The following is a 16358-nucleotide window of genomic DNA, read 5'->3' on the forward strand; positions in this document are numbered from 1 at the left end:
CGTACCTGCTCTCGCGCTCGGTCATCCTCCCCGCCGACGAGTGACCCCTCCCCCCTCACCCGTCGAGAGGCCGGTTCAGACCCGTCGAGAGGCCGCCGCGATTCTGAAGCGGCCACTCGATGACCCTGAACCGGCCCTTCGACGGGTCTGAAACCCGCCCCCACTCGATAGCCCAAATTTTTAATCCCGGTAGAAGAATCGCCGGGTCCTAGGAACCTGCTTCCAGGAGCGCGCTGACGGGGAGGTGATAGAGCCATCCCGGCGTCGGATGTGTCACCCATAGCTGATCTCCGACGACGACGGCATCGACATTGCCGTCGGCCGCCCTGCCCTGCGCATCCAAAGCAAGCCGTCCCGTCACTTTCGCGCTCGCCGGATCGATGACGTATGCCGTGGGACCGCGTTCGCCGATCGCCACCACTCGCTGGCCGACCGCGATCACAGCATCCGCACTGTCGATGCCGGAGATTGTGTCGTTGACGCGATCGGTGCGCGGATCGATCACCGCGACCGCGTCGTCATGGGTGCAGGCAACCAAGACGCGTGCGGCGGTGACGACGACGCCCTGGGGGCCACGGCATACGGGAATCGTCACCCGCCGGCCCAACCCGCCGTCCGCCGTGAGCTGGATGCGCGTGACGGTGTCGTCAACGAAGTTGGTGACCCAGAGCGCTGAGTCACCGGCGGCGATCAACCGGGGCCCGCTGCCCACAGCAGCCTGCCCGCGGACGCGTCCGCTCCGCGCGTCCAGCCGGACGACGCGCGCACCCATCTGGTCAACGACATAGACCGACTCCCCCGCGACGACCAGTCCTTCGGGCTGCGCCCCCTGGCCCAGATGGGCGCGGCGGATCACCCGGTTCCCCGCCGTGTCGACGAGCGCAAGATCGCCGTCGCCGAAAACCGAGACCCAGACTCCGGCAGGCGCCACCGCCATCCGCAGCGGCACCGCACCGACGTCGAGACGACGGCCGCCGGCCAGGCGTACATACGGGCCCTGCGCGACGGCGACCCAGGCGTGGCCCTCGACCGCGACCAGCCCCACCGGAACCCCCGGCAATGGTTCGCCCACAACGCCGTCCGGCCGTGGCGCCGGCGTTGCCGACCGGGAGGGGATGGCCGCGGCCGTCCTCGACCGGGCGGTCCCCAGGCTCGCCGCGGTGTCGTGGCCGCTGTTACCGGGGCTCGAGCAGGCACCCGCGGTGAGCAGAGCAAGAGCAACGCCGGCTGCCCGCGCACGGGCAGCCGGCCGCCCCCGCTCAGGACAACGCAGCACAGACGTCCGACATCTGATAGTCCGCGTTGTGGGTGGCGGTTACCTCGACGCCGCCGTCCGGGGTCCAGGTCTCGACATAGCGCCCGGTTTGCCCGGTCACTCGCCCGACTCCGGGCATGGTGAAGTGGACGTCATTGCCGTTGACGATTATCCGCACCGTGCCGTCGCTGTCGTGCCACTCGGTATAGGTCCCCCCAAGATGGGCGAGGAGGATCTTGCCATTGGCGGGGTTGCTCAGCGAATAGGTGTAGGCGCTGACCCAGCGTTGCACCCGGGTGACCGTTCCGTCCGCAGCGGTGTAGGTGCGAGTCCACAGCCGACCATCGCGCACCCGCACGATGGGGAAGTCGCAGAAGGGCGCCCCAGCAGGGACGACGCGGGTGTCATTGACGTAGTCGATAGAGGTCGTGGTGGGGGGTGCGGCGGTCGCCATCCCGGCGCCGCCGAGGGTGGCGGCCACCGCGGCGACCAGGGCGATTCTTAGGCGCATGGCGTCTCCTTCGGGGGCAAGCTATGCACTCTGCATATCTATGCATAGTGCATGATGGTGGGTATGGCGTCAAGAGCAACCGCCAAGGAACGCGCGTCGAGTGTGCGCCACGGCGCCAACGTGTTGCGCGCGATAGCGGCGAACTTGGTCGACCCCGGCAGCGACAGCGCCCATCCCGGTAGCGGCCTGCTGGCGAGCCGGACGGCTCGGGAAGCCCTCACCCTCCTGGCCTGGGCTCAACCGGTGACGATGGGCACTCTGTCCGGGTCACTCCGTCTCTCTCAGTCGGCCTGCGTGCGCCTGGTTGACCGTCTCGAAGCCGGCGGCCTGGTGCGTCGGCAGGGGCGGGCCGGGACCCGGCAGACCGAGCTCGTCCTTACGCGGGCGGGCAGGCGCTCGGCTGATCGCGTCGTGGGAGAAACCGGTGATGTGATAGCGGGGGCGCTCGAGGCGGCATTCCCGGATCCGGTCGATTTGTCGCACTTCGTCGCGGCCCTCGATCGCCTGGCTACGGTCGCAGCTACCGAGGCGCCCGATGTCTACCGGATCTGTCGGGTTTGCGACGTCAGCGCCTGCCTCGCCGGCGGTTTGGCCTGCCCGTCCGCCGACGCCTGCCGCGCCGCGGCCGATGCCGGAACGTGACCTGCCCGGGCGCGCCCACGCAGGGCGTGGGACCCAGACGCGGCTGAACCGGCCTTTCGACGGGGCCTGAACCGGCCTTTCGACGCGGCTGAACCGGCCTCTCGATGACCCTGAACCGGCCTCTCGACGAGGAGTCGGGGGGGGCCAGTCAGCCGGCGATGGCCTTGGCGATCTTGCGCGCATCGATGGCGATCTCGCGCAACATCCCGCTGATCGGGTTGGTGTAGCCGAGGAAATACATCCCGGGCGCGGCCGGCTTGCCGCCGAGCACGCGCGGCCGGCCTCGAGCGTCGAGCGCGACCAGATCCCCGACCAGAGACGCCAGCCCGGTGGTGAACCCGGTCGCGACCAGCACGACATCCGGCGTCAGTCGGCGGCCGTCGACCAGGACCACGTCCGCACCGTCGAAGCGCTCGAGCGTCGGCACGGGCAGCACGCGCCGAGCGCGGATCGCATCGATGATCCCGACGTCCTGCACGGGGATCGCGCCGTCGAGCACGCGCGAGTACAGCCCGGCCGTCGCGCGCGGGAGCCCGTATGCCGTGAGGTCGGGAATCTCGGACCGCGCCATCAGCGCGCCCACCCGGTCCACCAGCCGCGGCGGCAGGTGCCGGACCGCGATGCCGGTCCACTGCGCCGGGATGCCCGCCTTCTCGCGGCGCACGATATTGGGCACCGTCCGATAGGCGAGCCAGACCGGCGCCGCACCATTGGCGCCGAGGTCCTGGGCGATCTCGCAGCCAGTGTTTCCGGTGCCGACGACAAGGACGGAGCGATCGGCATACGGCCCGGGGTTGCGGTAGTCACCGGCATGCACGATCGACCCCGTAAACCCGTCCTGCCCGGGCCACGACGGCAGCGTGCGAGTGTGGTTGTAGCCCGCTGCCACAACGACATTCGCGGCCTGCCACTCTGCGCCCGAGGCGTCCCGGACCATCCAGCCGCCGCCTACGACGGGCGCGATCCCCGTCACCTCGACCCCCGTGCGCACATCGATGTCGAAGTGCGCCCGGTAGCTCTCGAGATAGCGAACGAGGTCAGCACGGGCGACCCAACGACCATACGACCGCGGGATCGGCAGTCCCGGCAAGCCCGACAATCGCCGGGTCGTATGCAGCCGCAACCGGTCGTAGTGCCCGCGCCAGGAGGAGCCCACGTCCGCCGATCGCTCCAACACCACCGCCCGCCGCCCGCGCATCGCGAGCGCCCCGGCGACGGCCAGCCCGGCCGGCCCGGCGCCGATGACGATGACGTCCTGATCCACCCGTTCTCCGTTCACTACTGACGGGTAACTCTACTGCCGACTGAGTCAGTTCAGGCCGGCTGCGCCCGGATCCGGAGCGAGATGCAGCGCGCGGAAACGGGTCACGAGCGCCGCCTCGCGGCCCAAGACTCGCCGCAGCAGGGTCAGGCGCTCCGCCGTCGTGCCCGCCTCCAGGGCGGCCTGGCGGTCTGCCAGCGGCAGCGGAAAGGCGCCGAGAACGGCATACGCAAGGGTGTCGGGTGACCAACCGGCAGGCAACTCGCCGAGCCCGGTGGCCTTCGCGTAGGCCGCGTAGGCCACCCGCAGCTCACGCGCGATCCGCTCGAGGCCCTCCGCGTCGGTCCCCGGCACGTCGTCGAGCCAGGCCACCTTGGCGCGCGGATACGGCGCGTCGGCCAGGTGGCGCAGCACCCGGAAGCGGCGCACCCCCACCGGCTGCAGCCGGACGACCCGGCCGTCGAGCGCCAGCGGGCCGACGCGGACAGCGGTGCCCACGGCATACGTCTCGGTGGCGTGGCCGGCGCCTACCTCGTGCCCGCGGCGGATGGCGAGCACCCCGAAGAGCCGGTCGGCCTCGGGCAGGTCGCCGAGGTCGCTGAGCAGCCGCAGATAGCGCGGCTCGAAGATCTGCAGGCCGATCGCGAAGCCCGGGACGGCGATCGTCCCCAGCGGAAAGATCGGCAACGCGGGCATGGCCGGGCCCGAGAGCGCGTCAGGCGGTGGAGGGCAGGTGGCGCTTGGTGCGCGCGGCCCCCTCGCGCTTGGCCACCCTCGCCAACTCGCCGCGCACAACCGACCACCGGGTGCGGCCGGGCTCCTCATTGGGCAGGGCCAGCCGGCAGACCTTGCGATAGACCTGATAGGCCTGCTTGACGATCGGCCCGGTCACATAGTGCAGGTCGTGCCGCTCCATCAGCTCACGGATACGGGGGGCGATCTCGCCATAGCGGTTGGACGGCATGTCCGGGAAGAGGTGGTGCTCGATCTGGTGGCTGAGATTGCCGGTCATCACGTGCGTGAACGCCGAGCCGGAAATATTGCCCGAGCCGAGCATCTGCCGCAGATACCACTCACCGCGGGTCTCGCCCTCGATCGAGTCGGTCTCGAAGGTGTCGATGCCGTCGGGGAAGTGCCCGCAGATGATGACCGTGTTGGACCAGAGATTGCGGATCGTGTTGGCGGTGAAGTTGGCGAGCAGGGTCGGCACGAAGCTCGGGCCCGAGAGCGCCGGATGGAGGAGATAGTCCTTGGTGCACTGCTTGCGGATCTTGCTGAGCATCTCGCGGACATTGGCCTTGAACGTGGCCTTGTCGGCATCGGAGAGCTCATCCCAGTTCTGCAGATTGCCGCGCAGCTCCAGGTCATAGGCGGCGATGCCGTACTCGAAAAACATCGCATTGATCAGGTGCCAGATGGGCTGACCGAGGTGGAAGAGCTCCCACTTCTGGTCCTCATCGACGCGCAGCAGGCCGTAGCCGAGGTCGTTGTCGCGCCCGAGCACATTGGTGTAGGTGTGGTGCAGGACATTGTGGCTGGCCTGCCATTGCTTGGCCGGCGAGGCCATGTCCCAGTCCCACGTCGTGGAGTGGATCTTGGGGTCGCGCATCCAGTCCCACTGCCCGTGCAGGACGTTGTGCCCGATCTCCATATTCTCCAGGATCTTGGCCAGCGACAACCCGGCCGTGCCGGCGACCCACGCAAACTTGTTGCGGGAGAAGAGCAAAACGACGCGGCTGCCGATCTCCAGCCCGCGCTGGACCTTGATGACCCGCCGGATGTATGCCGCATCCCGGGCCCCCCGCGAATCCATCACCTCCGCGCGGAGCGCGTCGAGTTCGCGGCCGATGCCCTCGATCTCCTCGTTGGTCAAGCCGGCCATCGGGTTAGGTCGGCCGGAGTGCTTCGGCGGATGGGTGCGTTCCTCGCCACCGGCAACCGAGAGCCGCGAGTTGAGTTCGTGGTGGGTCGCCGCCACGTGCGTGGCCTCACTGACGTGCGGTGCGCGTGGGTCGATGTCGATCCGGTCGACAGGCGCGTCGGCGACATCGTGACGTTCGGGAGCGAGTGTCATATGGACGTCCTCGGGTTCGGTGGAGCTAGATCTCGAGGTCGCAGCTACCCGCGACCGCATTGATACACGTCTGGATGGGCAGTTCGTCCCCGGGTTCGGCGACGGTGATCACTCCGGTACGCAAGTCTCGCACCGCCCCCTGGCGCATGGTCACCACGCAGCCGAAACAAATTCCCATGCGGCAGCCGCTCCTCATCAAGGCGCCGGCGTCCTCGGCGGCGTCCAGGATGGGCGTGGACCCGTCGGCGTCGATCGTGAGCCGAGAGTTCAGCAGGGTGATCTCGCCACCCTCGCCGCCCTCGATGATCGTCGGCCGGAAGCGCTCGACGTGCAGTTTGTCCGTGACATCGTTCGCGGCCCAGTGCAACTCCGCGGCGTCGAGCAGGCCGGTCGGCCCGCAGACCCACGCCTCGCGCTCGCGCCAGTCGGGGACGGTCGCGTCGAGGTCGGCGAGGTCCAGCATCCCGTCGGTGTCCGTATGCCGCACCCGCAGATCCAGCTGCCCGGCCGCCCCGCGGCTGCGCAACTCCGGTCCGAAGACGACATCCTCGGGTCGTGGAGCGGAGTGCAGCAGCACGATGTCGAGGTCGGTGCCGTCGGGCAGATTGCGCAGCATCCCCATGACCGGGGTGATTCCCGAGCCGCCGGTGATGAAGAGGATCTTCTCCGGCGGGATGGGGGGGAGCACAAAGTCGCCGACGGCCTGGTCGAGCATGACGAGCGTGCCTGGTAGGGCGTCGCGGACGAGGTGATTGCTCACCAGCCCGCCGGGGATCGCCTTGGGGGTGATGGTGATCGTGCCGTCCGGCTCGCCTCGCAGCGAGGTCAGGGAGTAGGCCCGCCAGTGCCGCACGCCGTCGATGTCGATCCCGATGCGGATGTACTGCCCCGGCGTATGCCCGCGCCAGGAGCGCCCGGGCTGGATGCGGATGGTTGCCGCGTCGGCGGTCTCGGGCTGGATCGACACCAGCCGGCCGCGCAATTCGGCGCCGGCGCGCAGCGGGGCGAACATGTCGAGGTAGTCCTGCGGCACGACCGGTGTGGCGATCGCGCCGGCCAGCTTCCACATGCCGTCGGCGAGCCCGGACGGAAGGCGCCGCGCGGCGCGCGGCGGAGCGGACGTCATACGGCCAGCATAACCTACGGTTCCGTAGGTTACGCGCCGGTAGCTTTGCGCTGCGGGGTCTACCTAAACCCTGCTAGCAGGGTTTAGGTGACGTCCAGCAGGGTCTACCGTGCTCGACGTCACTTAACCTGCGCTGAGTGCGACCACCGCCCGTCCCATCCGAATCACCTGTGCCGGCGTCACACCACACCCACCCGGCACACCACTAACTTTGGCCGTATGACTGCCTCGCCCCGCACCCGTCGACGCGCCCCGATCGCGCTGGCCACCGCCGCCCTCGCCGCAACCACCGCTGGTGCGACCGCGGCCTCGGCCGCACCAGCCGCGAGCGTTAAGGCCGCTTCGCCGAGCGCAGCGCCTTCGGTAGCCCGGACGAAGGCAGCCCCGATACGGACGCCAATCGACCTGGCCCAGGGAGCCACACGCGGCCATCTGGTGCGCCCAGCGACTGACCTCGGCGCCGGCTCCTCGGCCGCGTCGGACGCAGTCCGCCTCCCCTTCCACACCGGATCCAAGGAGATCGGCGCCCACTACGTCTACTACGCCCCGATGTATTGGACCTCGTCGCAACCGGCCCAGGACCCCACGACGAACGCTTCGACCTATGTCGCTCGCTCCGGCGCATATTGGAATGACGCTGCCGACGGCCAGGTATCGGTCTTCCTCGGCTGGGCGGAGGACTGGCGGCACATCAACCTGACCAGTAGCGAGATCGCCACGTGCGATATCGCCGCGATCTGGCGCGAGGCCTCCAAGAACATCACGGGTGGACGACCCAACGATCACGTCCTCTTCAACCTGCCCTACAACCCGGCCTGCGACTGGACCGACATTCAGTACGTTGGTACGTCGCCCAAGGGGTACGGGGTGTCGATCACCAACGGCTTGATCGTCCCCAAGGACGATGTCATCAACCGCGCGATCCTCCACAACGACTGGGTGGTCGGCACCGATCAAGTCCTCTGCACCGACAGCGCCGGCAAACGGGTGCCCCTCTCCTTGACGCCCGAGAAGTCGTGCGAGCGCGTCGCCTACAACGATCCCTGGAGCCCCGCGGGCTGGCTGCCCTTCGGGTACGGCCATGTCGGTATGCCGCATGCCAAGGAAATGCTGGACTTCCTCGCCTTCGATGCCGGCAACTACGAAATCATCCCGGCGGGCGGGCCGGACCGCACTCTCGATCTCTACCGGCTGCAAGGTCCGTCCGGCAATGTGCAGATGGTCACGTGCACGCTGGATGGTTATCGCTACGACCTCGAATACCGCGTCTCGACCGGGCTGGAGTCCTGGACCGACGACCAGACCTATGACAGCGCGGGCGTCACGCGCACGGCGCCCGGAGGCGGAGTGATCCTGACCCAGACCAAGCTCCCGGACGCCAAGTACATCTACGACAGCAACCTCATCGACTTCCACACGACCACGTCCGACACCGTGACCCAGCGTCACCCCGGCCTCGAGACCGGCGAGTCCTTCACCGCTCCCCTCGGCATCTTCAAGATTGCGGTGGGCGCGGCCGACCAGACCAGGGCCCAGGTCACCGTCTCCTTCCCCAGCCTGACCAAGGTCGCCCGCTGGTCGGGCAAGGACCGCTACGACGCCTCCGCCGCGATCTCGGCCAAGACCTTCGCTCCGGGTGTCACCACCGCCTATCTCGCCTCGGGGGAGATCTACACCGACGCCCTCTCCGGCGCTCCCGTGGCCGGTATGACGCGTGGCCCGGTCCTGCTGACCGCGCGCGATGCCCTGCCCTCGGCGATCTCCACCGAGTTGAAGCGTCTGCGCCCGGGTCGCATCGTGATCCTTGGCGGGCCCAACACAATCACCGAGAATGTCGCTGCCGCAGCGGCATCCGCGACCGGCGCCGCAATCGAGCGCTGGTCGGGCAAGGACCGTTTCGAGACCTCGGCCGCGATCTCGGCGACGTCCTACGAGCCGGGGGTCGACACGGCATACGTCGCCAGCGGGCGGGTCTTCCCCGACGCCCTCTCCGGCGCGCCGGTCGCCGGCCGCGACAAGAACCCGATGCTGCTGGTGGACACCAAAGCCATCCCGCCGTCGATCGCGGCTGAACTGACCCGCCTGCAGCCCCAGCGCATCGTCGTCCTCGGCGGCGTCAACACGATCACCCCCGAGGTCGAGGCCGCGCTCGCCGCCTACGCCCCGACCGTCGAGCGGTATGCCGGAGCCGACCGGTTCGCCGCCTCGGCCGCGATCAGTGCCGCCAACTACGACCCGGGTGTGAACACGGCATACGTGGCCAGCGGGCGCGTCTACACCGACGCCCTCTCCGGCGCGCCCGTGGCGGGGATGACCGCCGGCCCGGTCGTGCTCACCGACACGACGACCCTTCCCGCTGCGAGCGCGGCCGAGCTCGCCCGTCTCAAGCCGACGAAGATCGTCGTCCTCGGCGGCCCGAACACCATCTCGTATGCCGTTCAGGCCCAGCTGGCGGACTATCTCGCCAAGTAGCGCCGGAGTGGGGCCTGGTTTTCGTTGGCGGGCCGCGCTATAAACCGGCCCGCCAACGAAAGCTGGGCCCGACCACGAGAATGACGCCCCAGACGTGTCCCGGCCCGGGGGCTGGGGTCGCAATGCGATGATGCCCGGCGTGCATATCGCCGCGATCGTCTTCGCCTTCCTGGCCGGCCTGATCCACTTCTACATCTTCAGCCTCGAGTCGTTCATGTTCGACAACCCGAAGACCTGGAAGATCTTCGGCGTGGCGGGCCCGGAGGCCGCCAAGGTCGTCAAGCCGTGGGCCTACAACCAGGGCTACTACAACCTCTTCCTGGCCATCACGGCCGTGATCGGCTCGGGGCTGCTCGCGGTCGCCAAGGCCGGGACCGATCAGATGATCTGGGCGCAGGCGCTGATCTATGTCAGCTGCGGCTCGATGTTCCTGGCGTCCCTGGTGCTGCTCAACTCCGGCGGCAAGCCGCGGGCCGCGCTGATCCAGGGCCTGTGCCCGCTGCTCGCCGTCGCCTACACCTGGGCCTCGTCCTGACCCCTGGCGCCGACTCAGCACAGGTTGGGTGACGTCGAGCAGGGTAGACCCTGCTGCACGTCACCTAAAGTCTGCTAGCAGGGGTTAGGTACGGGGCAGGTGGGCATCCAGCCACGCAATCACGTCGGCCGTGACCTCGTCGCGGTTGGTCTCGTTGAGCAGCTCGTGCCGGGCACCGTCGTAGTAGTGCGTCGTCACCGACTCCAGCCCCGCCTTGCGGTACTGCCCGGCTACCTGCTCCACGCCCTTGGACTTCGCGCCTACCGGGTCCATCGTCCCGGCGATCAGGTGCACGGGGAGCGACTTCGGGACCTTCGCGGTCGTCGAGGCCGAGTGGATGTGGTTCAGGCCGTTGATCAGGTCCACATAGAAACCCGCCGTAAAGACGTTGCCGCACAACGGATCCGCGACATACTTGTCGACCTCGTCGGGGTCGCGAGAGAGCCAGTCGAACTTCGTCCGGGCCGGTTTGAAGTCCTTGCCGTACTGCCCGAAGCTCAGCATGTCCAACAACCCGGACGTATGCCGGCGCCCCCGCACCTTCGACTGCACCCGGGCCAGGTTCAGCCCCACCTGACCGAGCAGGCCCTGGTCCCCAGCCGTCCCGCACAGCACCAGCCCGGACAGCTGCGAGCCGTGCTCCGCGGCATACGCGCGGGCGAGGAAGGAGCCCATGCTGTGCCCGAAGAGGAAGACCGGCAGCCCCGGGTGCGCCGCCCGCGCCGCCTCGGTGACCGTATGCAGGTCGTCCACCACCGTCAAGAAGCCCCGCTTGTCGGCGAAGTAGCCGTGATCCGGCCCGAGCGGCCCGGTCGCGCCGTGCCCGCGGTGGTCATTGGCATAGACGACATAGCCGGCTGCCGTCAGCGCGCCGGCGAAGCGCTCATAACGCGCCGCGTGCTCGGCCATCCCGTGGGCGATCTGCACGATCGCCTTGGGCGGCCCGTCAGGGCTCCAGACGTAGGTGGCCAGTTCGGTCCCGTCCGCCGCGGCGATGCGCGCAGTGCTCGTCATGAGCGGATAGTACGGCCGGGATCGAGTCCGCTGCCGATGGGATACCTCACAGCCGCCGCCGCCAGCTTCGCGCGCGCCGCCGAGAGCAGGTCGATCCCGAGCACGTCGACCAACCCGAGCAGATAGATGAAGACGTCCGAGATCTCCTCCTCCGCTCGCGTGCGCTCGGGGCCGCCGGCAAAGCGCGCGAGTGCCTCGTCGGCCGGCACCCACTGGAAGAGTTCGGCCAACTCGCCGACCTCGCCCACCAGCGCCAGCAACAAGGACTTCGGGTCGTGGAACTGACGCCAGTCTCGCTCGGCGCTGAAGGTGCGCACAGCGTCCTGGAAGGCTTCGAGGCTGTCGGGGTCACGCGGCATACGGGCATTGTCGGCAAGGTCACGCACCGGTGCCTGGATTGACGGGGTCGTTTCGGACGCGTCCTTCGGCCGCGACCCTAGGATGCGACCCAGATCGACAACTCGCCCATTTCACCCTGGCCCTTCCATCCGCTCCGACCGGCGGGCGGCGCGGGCGAGGGCGCGCGTCCTCCTCCTTACGGCCCCCACTGTTCGCGGGCCGACCCCAGGCAACAGATAAGGACCTCGTCATGACCACGCCCACCCCCGCCCCGACGTCGCTCAACACGACCGACTCCGCCGTTGCGGTCACGCCCGGCATGGGCGCCGTGCCGTATGACGGTGGCGTCGCCTTCCGCGTGTGGGCGCCGAACGCGCGCGCCGTCGCCGTCGTCGGCGACTTCAACGAGTGGTCGCCGACCGCGCATCCCCTGACCGAGGAGGACGGCAGCGACGGCAACTGGTATGTCGCGATCCCCGGTGTGGAGGCGGGCGCCGCCTACAAATACGCCATCACCACCGCGGACGGCGAGCTCGTCCACCGCATCGATCCGTATGCCCGTGAGGTCACCAACTCCGTCGGGAATGGCGTCGTCCACGACCACGCGGCATACGACTGGGAGGGCGACGAGTTCCATCTCGGCGGCCATCACGAGCTGGTCATCTACGAGATGCACGTCGGCTCGTTCAATCCGGCCGACGAGGGCGCCATCGGCACCCTCGACGACGCCCGCGCCCGCCTGGACCACCTGGTCAAGCTCGGCGTCAATGTCGTGCAGGTCATGCCCGTGGCCGAATTCGCGGGGGACTACTCGTGGGGCTACAACCCCGCCCACCTGTTCGCTGTCGAGAGCGCCTACGGTGGGCCGAGCGCGTTCAAGGACTTCGTCAAGGAGGCGCACCGGCGCGGCATCGGCGTCGTGCTCGACGTCGTCTACAACCACCTTGGTCCGAGCGATCTGGACCTGTGGCAGTTCGACGGGTGGTCCGAGAACGGCAAGGGCGGGATCTACTTCTACAACGACGACAGGAGCACCACCCCGTGGGGCGACACCCGTCCCGACTATGGCCGGCCACAGGTGCGCGACCTGCTGCGCGACAACGCGCTGTCGTGGCTGCGGGACTATCACGTCGACGGCCTGCGCTACGACATGACGCCCTTTATCCGCAGCGTCCACGGCGGCGGGCACGACCTGCCGGATGGCTGGTCGCTGATGCGGTGGATCAACACCTCGGTGCGCGAGGAGTTCCCGCACGCGATCCTCATCGCCGAAGACATGCAGCGCGACCCGCTGATCTCCGCCACCGAGGACAATGGAGCGGCCTTCCACGCTCAGTGGGACGGCGCCTTCGTCCACCCGGTCCGCGATGCGCTGACCGCAGTCGCCGACGAGGACCGCTCCCTGGCGGCCATCGCCGAGGCGCTGACGACTGCCTACAACGGTGACGCCTTCCAGCGAGTGGTCTACACCGAGTCCCACGACGAAGTCGCCAACGGGCAGGCCCGCGTGCCGCACGAGATCGACGAGGGCGACGCGACCGGCTGGGCCGCGCAGAAGCGCTCGACGCTGGGCGCCGCCTTGGCCCTGACCGCACCCGGTATCCCGATGATCTTCCAGGGCCAGGAATTCCTCGAAGGCGAGTGGTTCCGCGACGACGTGCCCCTCGACTGGGACCGGGCCGCGGACTTCCGGGGCATCATTCGCCTCTACCGGGATCTGATCGGCTTGCGCCGCAATGCCGACGGGACCACGCGCGGCCTGACCGGGCACCACGTGCGCGTCCTGCACGCCGACGAGACCAGCAACGTCCTGGCCTACCACCGGTGGGCCGACGGCGGCCCCGGCGACGACGTGGTGGTGATCGCCAACCTCGCGCACGAGGCGCGCGAGGACTACCGCGTCCAGATGCCGCACCCAGGCCGCTGGGCGTTGCGCTTCAACTCCGACGCGGGTCTCTACAGCACCGCCTTCGGCAACCACGCGTCATCCGACGTCGATGCGGGGGACGACGCGAGCATCACGATCGCGCCCTACACCGTGTTGATCTATGCACTGGTGGGTGGCTCCGGCAGCGCAGAGTAGGGCAGCCGAGGTCGAGCCCCACCTTGCCGCTCCAAGGAATGGGGCTGTGGGAACGAGTCACGATCGGGCTGGCCCGCCGGTGACCGGAGGGGCCGGACCGGTCCGGAGATCCTGCGCAATGCGAGTCGATGCCCGGATGTCCTGGCCAGGCACCGCTACCGCTGACGGTTGCGGATTGCGGTGACGACATCGGCGCGGTCCTGGGCGCTCAACGTGACGTCCAGGACCGGCGCCCATGCATCGATCAGATCGTCTTCGTCGATGTGACCGTGGCCCGGCGCTGCATTGTTGGCGACCGCCAGGTCGAGACGGATCATCCAGGAGGTGACCAGGGGCCACCACCGCAGAGACGGGTCGACATCCGACCCGGCACGCTCGCCGATCCAGTCCGGCTCCTGGACGGCTAGCGAAGGCTGCCACCACACGATCGGATCGGAGGCATGTTGCAGGTAAACCACCCGAGGGGCCGACCAGGGGCCGAGGTCTCGGCCGTAGCGATCCCGCCTCAGATCCGCCGCAGTGGTGGCGAAGCGGATGTGTCGGCCGTTATCCACAACGGGGCGATCTGTGGACTGCCGCGGTGGCGGACCGCGGTGACTTCCTCCCACACGGTGGTCGCTCCGGGGGTCCCGACCCAGACCGCTGCGTCGACCCGGCCCAGCATGTCCGCACTGTCGGCAAAAGCCGCTTGCATTCCGAAGGAGCCGAGCGACTCACCACCGAGATAGAGCTTCGGCCGGGTCGCCTCCGGACGAGCGCCGAGGGCCCGCTCCACCGCGTTCACCAGGGCGCGGCCCGCGCGCGCTCGGGCAGATCTCGGTCGGTGACGAAGGCGACGGGACTGGGCAGGAAGGAGTACTGCATCGCTGCTGTGGCGCAGTTCCCGTCGGTCAGGTACTCGATCGAACGCACATTGAACTCATCCACCCAGCCGGTGCCCGTCGTTCCTAGGAGGGCGAGCACCGGCCGCTCGAACGCGCGCGTGCGCTCCAGCTCCCGCACCACGGTTGCCGCAATCTCCTCGACGTCGACCGAGGCATCCGTGGGCGAGGCATAGACGCGACCCAGGCGGTGAGGGTACCCACGACGATCACGACGATTGCCGTGATCGCGGCCCGCCGGCGCCGCTGCGGGTCGACGAGAACGCGCACGCCGACCGCGGCGAAGACCGGGGTGCAGAGGGCGACAAGGAGCGTGCCCGCGGCATACGCCACGACTGCGGATCCCGCCGACGCGGCGGCTTGCAGGTGCCAGGGCCTCGGCAGCAGGCTCGGCGAGAGACTGATGAGAAAGGCGACCCAGCCCAGCAACAGGCCGGGCACAGACCGGCCCGTCAGCGCGCGTCGCACCAGCCCGCCGCGCGGCGACCCGGCAGCCATCAGCAGGTGCCCTCGCCGGCCCGGCGAGCAGAGTGCCCGGCGCGGGAAATCACAACCAGTGTCACGCGGGGCTCCTGAAGGGTGCAGTGGTGGAACGATTCTGCCCGGTCGGCAGCCTTGTGCGACGCGCTCCGGCCGCGAGGTGACAAGGAGCCCGCGAGCGCGCAGACTGACGGTATGAACGCAGGGGACAGCGACGCGACATACGGACGATCCAACGGACCGCAAGATGGGCAGTTCCGGCCGATCCCGACCGAGGCTGCCCCGGGCGGCGCGGTGGGTCAACCGGGCCGCACCGAGATCGACGCCCGCCGGGAGGCGCGACGCAAGCGGATGAACGGCCTGCTCGCGGCCAGCGGCGGCCTGGCGACGGTCGTCTTCCTCGTGCTCGGATTCACCATGCACGCGTGGTATTGGGCCTGGGTCGTCTTCCTCCTTCCCGGCATCCTGCGCACCTATCTCGCGGCCAGCGAGTAGCACACCGCGCTCGCGCAAGTTCACATAGGTGGGCCTATCCCATCGACGCCCCGTTCACTAGGGTTTCGATCGTGAGCCAGATGAACCTGCGCGAGTACATCGACAGCCTCAAGACCGAGGGCTACACGGTCCGCGACGATCACGGGGACGACCCCATGCTGATCGCGCCCGATGGCAAGGCGGTGGAGACGTGGCGCGAGAACTATCCCTATGACGAGTTGATGTCGCGCAACGACTACGAGGTCGAGAAGTATCTGCTGCAGATCGAGCTGCTGAAGTTCCAGTACTGGGCCCAGGACATGGGGCAAAAGCACGTCATCGTCTTCGAGGGCCGGGACGCGGCCGGCAAGGGCGGGACGATCAAGCGCTTCATGGAACACCTCAATCCGCGATCGGCGCGCGTCGTCGCCTTGACCAAGCCGACGACCACCGAGCTGGGCCAGTGGTATTTCCAACGCTATGTCTCACACCTGCCGACGGCCGGCGAGATCGTGCTCTTCGACCGCTCCTGGTACAACCGCGGCGGCGTCGAGCGCGTCATGGGCTTCTGCTCCGACGATGAGTACGAGACCTTCATGAAGCAGGCGCCGCGCTTCGAGGAGATGCTCATCGACTCCGGGACCACGGTGACCAAACTGTGGTTCTCGGTGACCCAGCAGGAGCAGCGCACCCGCTTCGCCATCCGCCAGATCGACCCCGTCCGCCGGTGGAAGCTCTCGCCGATGGACTTGGAGAGCCTGGACAAGTGGGAGTCCTACACCGCCGCCAAGGAGGCGATGTTCGCCCGGACCGACACCAAGTCCTCCCGCTGGTACACGATCAAGTCCAATGACAAGAAGCGGGCCCGGATCAACGCGATGCGCTTGTTCCTGAGCCTGCAGGACTATGACGGCAAGGACAGCGACGTCGTCAGCGACCCCGACCCGCTGATCGTGGCCCGGGGCAAGAAGACGGTCGGGGACTGAGCCACCCCCCGAAGTCCTTCGCTCCTTCGTCACGGCGATACTTCGCGGGGACCCCGACTGAGCCACCCCCCGAAGTCCTTCGCTCCTTCGTCACGGCGATACTTCGCGGGGACCCCGACTGAGCCACCCCCCGAAGTCCTTCGCTCCTTCGTCACGGCGATACTTCGCGGTGTGGTTCCCCCCGAATCGTGGAGGGTTTGGCTATGCGGCGTCCCGGATGGGGGC

General features: G+C 68.6%; 17 protein-coding genes. 6 read left to right on the forward strand and 11 right to left on the reverse strand.

Annotation, left to right across the window (positions count from 1 at the left end; translation table 11 throughout):
• Window positions 1-208: 208 nt before the first annotated feature.
• Window positions 209-1072 (reverse strand): hypothetical protein, encoded by an 864-nt coding sequence (locus PKH97_RS05610; protein WP_324386424.1) that lies wholly within the window; start codon window positions 1070-1072, stop codon window positions 209-211.
• Between the two features lie 187 nt (window positions 1073-1259).
• On the reverse strand, window positions 1260-1766 hold the full coding sequence (locus tag PKH97_RS05615; protein ID WP_324386425.1) for a hypothetical protein: 507 nt from the start codon (window positions 1764-1766) through the stop codon (window positions 1260-1262).
• Window positions 1767-1829: 63 nt separating this feature from the next.
• On the opposite strand from PKH97_RS05615, the gene PKH97_RS05620 reads away from it, so the two are divergent.
• Window positions 1830-2408: a MarR family transcriptional regulator gene (locus tag PKH97_RS05620; protein WP_324386426.1), complete on the forward strand. Its 579-nt coding sequence runs from the start codon at window positions 1830-1832 to the stop codon at window positions 2406-2408.
• Window positions 2409-2556: 148 nt separating this feature from the next.
• Here PKH97_RS05620 and PKH97_RS05625 read toward each other — a convergent pair whose 3' ends face one another.
• Genes PKH97_RS05625 through PKH97_RS05640 form a run of 4 tightly spaced genes read right to left on the reverse strand, consistent with a single transcriptional unit; the run spans window position 2557 to window position 6869 of the window.
• A complete protein-coding gene (locus tag PKH97_RS05625) occupies window positions 2557-3672 on the reverse strand; it encodes an NAD(P)/FAD-dependent oxidoreductase (RefSeq protein ID WP_324386427.1) in 1116 nt (371 codons plus the stop codon).
• Window positions 3673-3717: 45 nt separating this feature from the next.
• Window positions 3718-4365, reverse strand: coding sequence for an LON peptidase substrate-binding domain-containing protein (locus PKH97_RS05630; RefSeq protein ID WP_324386428.1), 648 nt, complete (start codon window positions 4363-4365; stop codon window positions 3718-3720).
• Window positions 4366-4384: 19 nt separating this feature from the next.
• Window positions 4385-5743, reverse strand: a complete 1359-nt coding sequence (locus PKH97_RS05635) for an acyl-CoA desaturase (protein ID WP_324386429.1) — start codon at window positions 5741-5743, stop codon at window positions 4385-4387.
• A 25-nt stretch (window positions 5744-5768) separates the two neighbouring features.
• Window positions 5769-6869 carry a ferredoxin reductase gene (locus PKH97_RS05640; protein WP_324386430.1) on the reverse strand — a complete coding sequence of 367 codons (1101 nt, stop codon included), beginning with the start codon at window positions 6867-6869 and terminating at the stop codon, window positions 5769-5771.
• A gap of 219 nt (window positions 6870-7088) precedes the next feature.
• Between PKH97_RS05640 and PKH97_RS05645 the strand changes: the two genes are divergently transcribed.
• Together PKH97_RS05645 and PKH97_RS05650 are read left to right on the forward strand one after the other, a co-directional pair.
• Window positions 7089-9341: a cell wall-binding repeat-containing protein gene (locus tag PKH97_RS05645; protein ID WP_324386431.1), complete on the forward strand. Its 2253-nt coding sequence runs from the start codon at window positions 7089-7091 to the stop codon at window positions 9339-9341.
• A 94-nt stretch (window positions 9342-9435) separates the two neighbouring features.
• On the forward strand, window positions 9436-9876 hold the full coding sequence (locus PKH97_RS05650; RefSeq protein WP_324386432.1) for a DUF1304 domain-containing protein: 441 nt from the start codon (window positions 9436-9438) through the stop codon (window positions 9874-9876).
• A gap of 84 nt (window positions 9877-9960) precedes the next feature.
• Here the strand turns inward: PKH97_RS05650 and PKH97_RS05655 are convergent, their stop codons facing one another.
• Both PKH97_RS05655 and PKH97_RS05660 read right to left on the reverse strand, forming a co-directional pair.
• Complete coding sequence (locus PKH97_RS05655; protein ID WP_324386433.1) at window positions 9961-10890, reverse strand: alpha/beta hydrolase; 930 nt, start codon at window positions 10888-10890, stop codon at window positions 9961-9963.
• Entirely contained in the window at window positions 10887-11249 is a 363-nt protein-coding gene (locus PKH97_RS05660) for a nucleotide pyrophosphohydrolase (RefSeq protein WP_324386434.1), read from the reverse strand. Before PKH97_RS05660 ends, PKH97_RS05655 begins: the two co-directional genes overlap by 4 nt.
• 230 nt (window positions 11250-11479) lie before the next feature.
• Here PKH97_RS05660 and PKH97_RS05665 point away from each other — a divergent pair, with 230 nt between their 5' ends.
• The gene (locus tag PKH97_RS05665; RefSeq protein WP_324386435.1) at window positions 11480-13312 is read left to right on the forward strand and encodes an alpha-amylase family glycosyl hydrolase; all 1833 of its coding nucleotides are present in this window, start codon (window positions 11480-11482) and stop codon (window positions 13310-13312) included.
• A gap of 155 nt (window positions 13313-13467) precedes the next feature.
• On the opposite strand, the gene PKH97_RS05670 is transcribed toward PKH97_RS05665, so the two are convergent.
• From PKH97_RS05670 to PKH97_RS05680, 3 genes are read right to left on the reverse strand one after another with little or no spacing between them, the layout of a single operon-like run.
• Complete coding sequence (locus PKH97_RS05670) at window positions 13468-13920, reverse strand: alpha/beta-hydrolase family protein (protein WP_324386436.1); 453 nt, start codon at window positions 13918-13920, stop codon at window positions 13468-13470.
• A complete protein-coding gene (locus PKH97_RS05675) occupies window positions 13818-14087 on the reverse strand; it encodes an alpha/beta-hydrolase family protein (protein ID WP_324386437.1) in 270 nt (89 codons plus the stop codon). Before PKH97_RS05675 ends, PKH97_RS05670 begins: the two co-directional genes overlap by 103 nt.
• A 5-nt stretch (window positions 14088-14092) precedes the next feature.
• Window positions 14093-14722 carry an alpha/beta-hydrolase family protein gene (locus PKH97_RS05680; RefSeq protein ID WP_324386439.1) on the reverse strand — a complete coding sequence of 210 codons (630 nt, stop codon included), beginning with the start codon at window positions 14720-14722 and terminating at the stop codon, window positions 14093-14095.
• Between the two features lie 146 nt (window positions 14723-14868).
• On the opposite strand from PKH97_RS05680, the gene PKH97_RS05685 reads away from it, so the two are divergent.
• Window positions 14869-15168, forward strand: a complete 300-nt coding sequence (locus PKH97_RS05685) for a hypothetical protein (protein ID WP_324386438.1) — start codon at window positions 14869-14871, stop codon at window positions 15166-15168.
• An 80-nt stretch (window positions 15169-15248) separates the two neighbouring features.
• Complete coding sequence (ppk2, locus tag PKH97_RS05690) at window positions 15249-16133, forward strand: polyphosphate kinase 2 (protein ID WP_324386440.1); 885 nt, start codon at window positions 15249-15251, stop codon at window positions 16131-16133.
• Window positions 16134-16358 lie beyond the last annotated feature (225 nt).

It is taken from the genome of Nostocoides sp., assembly GCF_035343835.1.
In the GTDB taxonomy this organism is placed as follows: domain Bacteria; phylum Actinomycetota; class Actinomycetes; order Actinomycetales; family Dermatophilaceae; genus Nostocoides_A; species Nostocoides_A vanveenii.

Coding starts and splice junctions, on each gene's coding strand:
- PKH97_RS05615 (WP_324386425.1), bottom strand. CDS start 1,766: ATGCGCCTAAGAATCGCCCTGGTCGCCGCGGTGGCCGCCACCCTCGGC.
- ppk2 (WP_324386440.1), top strand. CDS start 15,249: ATGAACCTGCGCGAGTACATCGACAGCCTCAAGACCGAGGGCTACACG.
- PKH97_RS05630 (WP_324386428.1), bottom strand. CDS start 4,365: ATGCCCGCGTTGCCGATCTTTCCGCTGGGGACGATCGCCGTCCCGGGC.
- PKH97_RS05635 (WP_324386429.1), bottom strand. CDS start 5,743: ATGACACTCGCTCCCGAACGTCACGATGTCGCCGACGCGCCTGTCGAC.
- PKH97_RS05660 (WP_324386434.1), bottom strand. CDS start 11,249: ATGCCGCGTGACCCCGACAGCCTCGAAGCCTTCCAGGACGCTGTGCGC.
- PKH97_RS05640 (WP_324386430.1), bottom strand. CDS start 6,869: ATGACGTCCGCTCCGCCGCGCGCCGCGCGGCGCCTTCCGTCCGGGCTC.
- PKH97_RS05685 (WP_324386438.1), top strand. CDS start 14,869: ATGAACGCAGGGGACAGCGACGCGACATACGGACGATCCAACGGACCG.
- PKH97_RS05620 (WP_324386426.1), top strand. CDS start 1,830: ATGGCGTCAAGAGCAACCGCCAAGGAACGCGCGTCGAGTGTGCGCCAC.
- PKH97_RS05645 (WP_324386431.1), top strand. CDS start 7,089: ATGACTGCCTCGCCCCGCACCCGTCGACGCGCCCCGATCGCGCTGGCC.
- PKH97_RS05655 (WP_324386433.1), bottom strand. CDS start 10,890: ATGACGAGCACTGCGCGCATCGCCGCGGCGGACGGGACCGAACTGGCC.
- PKH97_RS05665 (WP_324386435.1), top strand. CDS start 11,480: ATGACCACGCCCACCCCCGCCCCGACGTCGCTCAACACGACCGACTCC.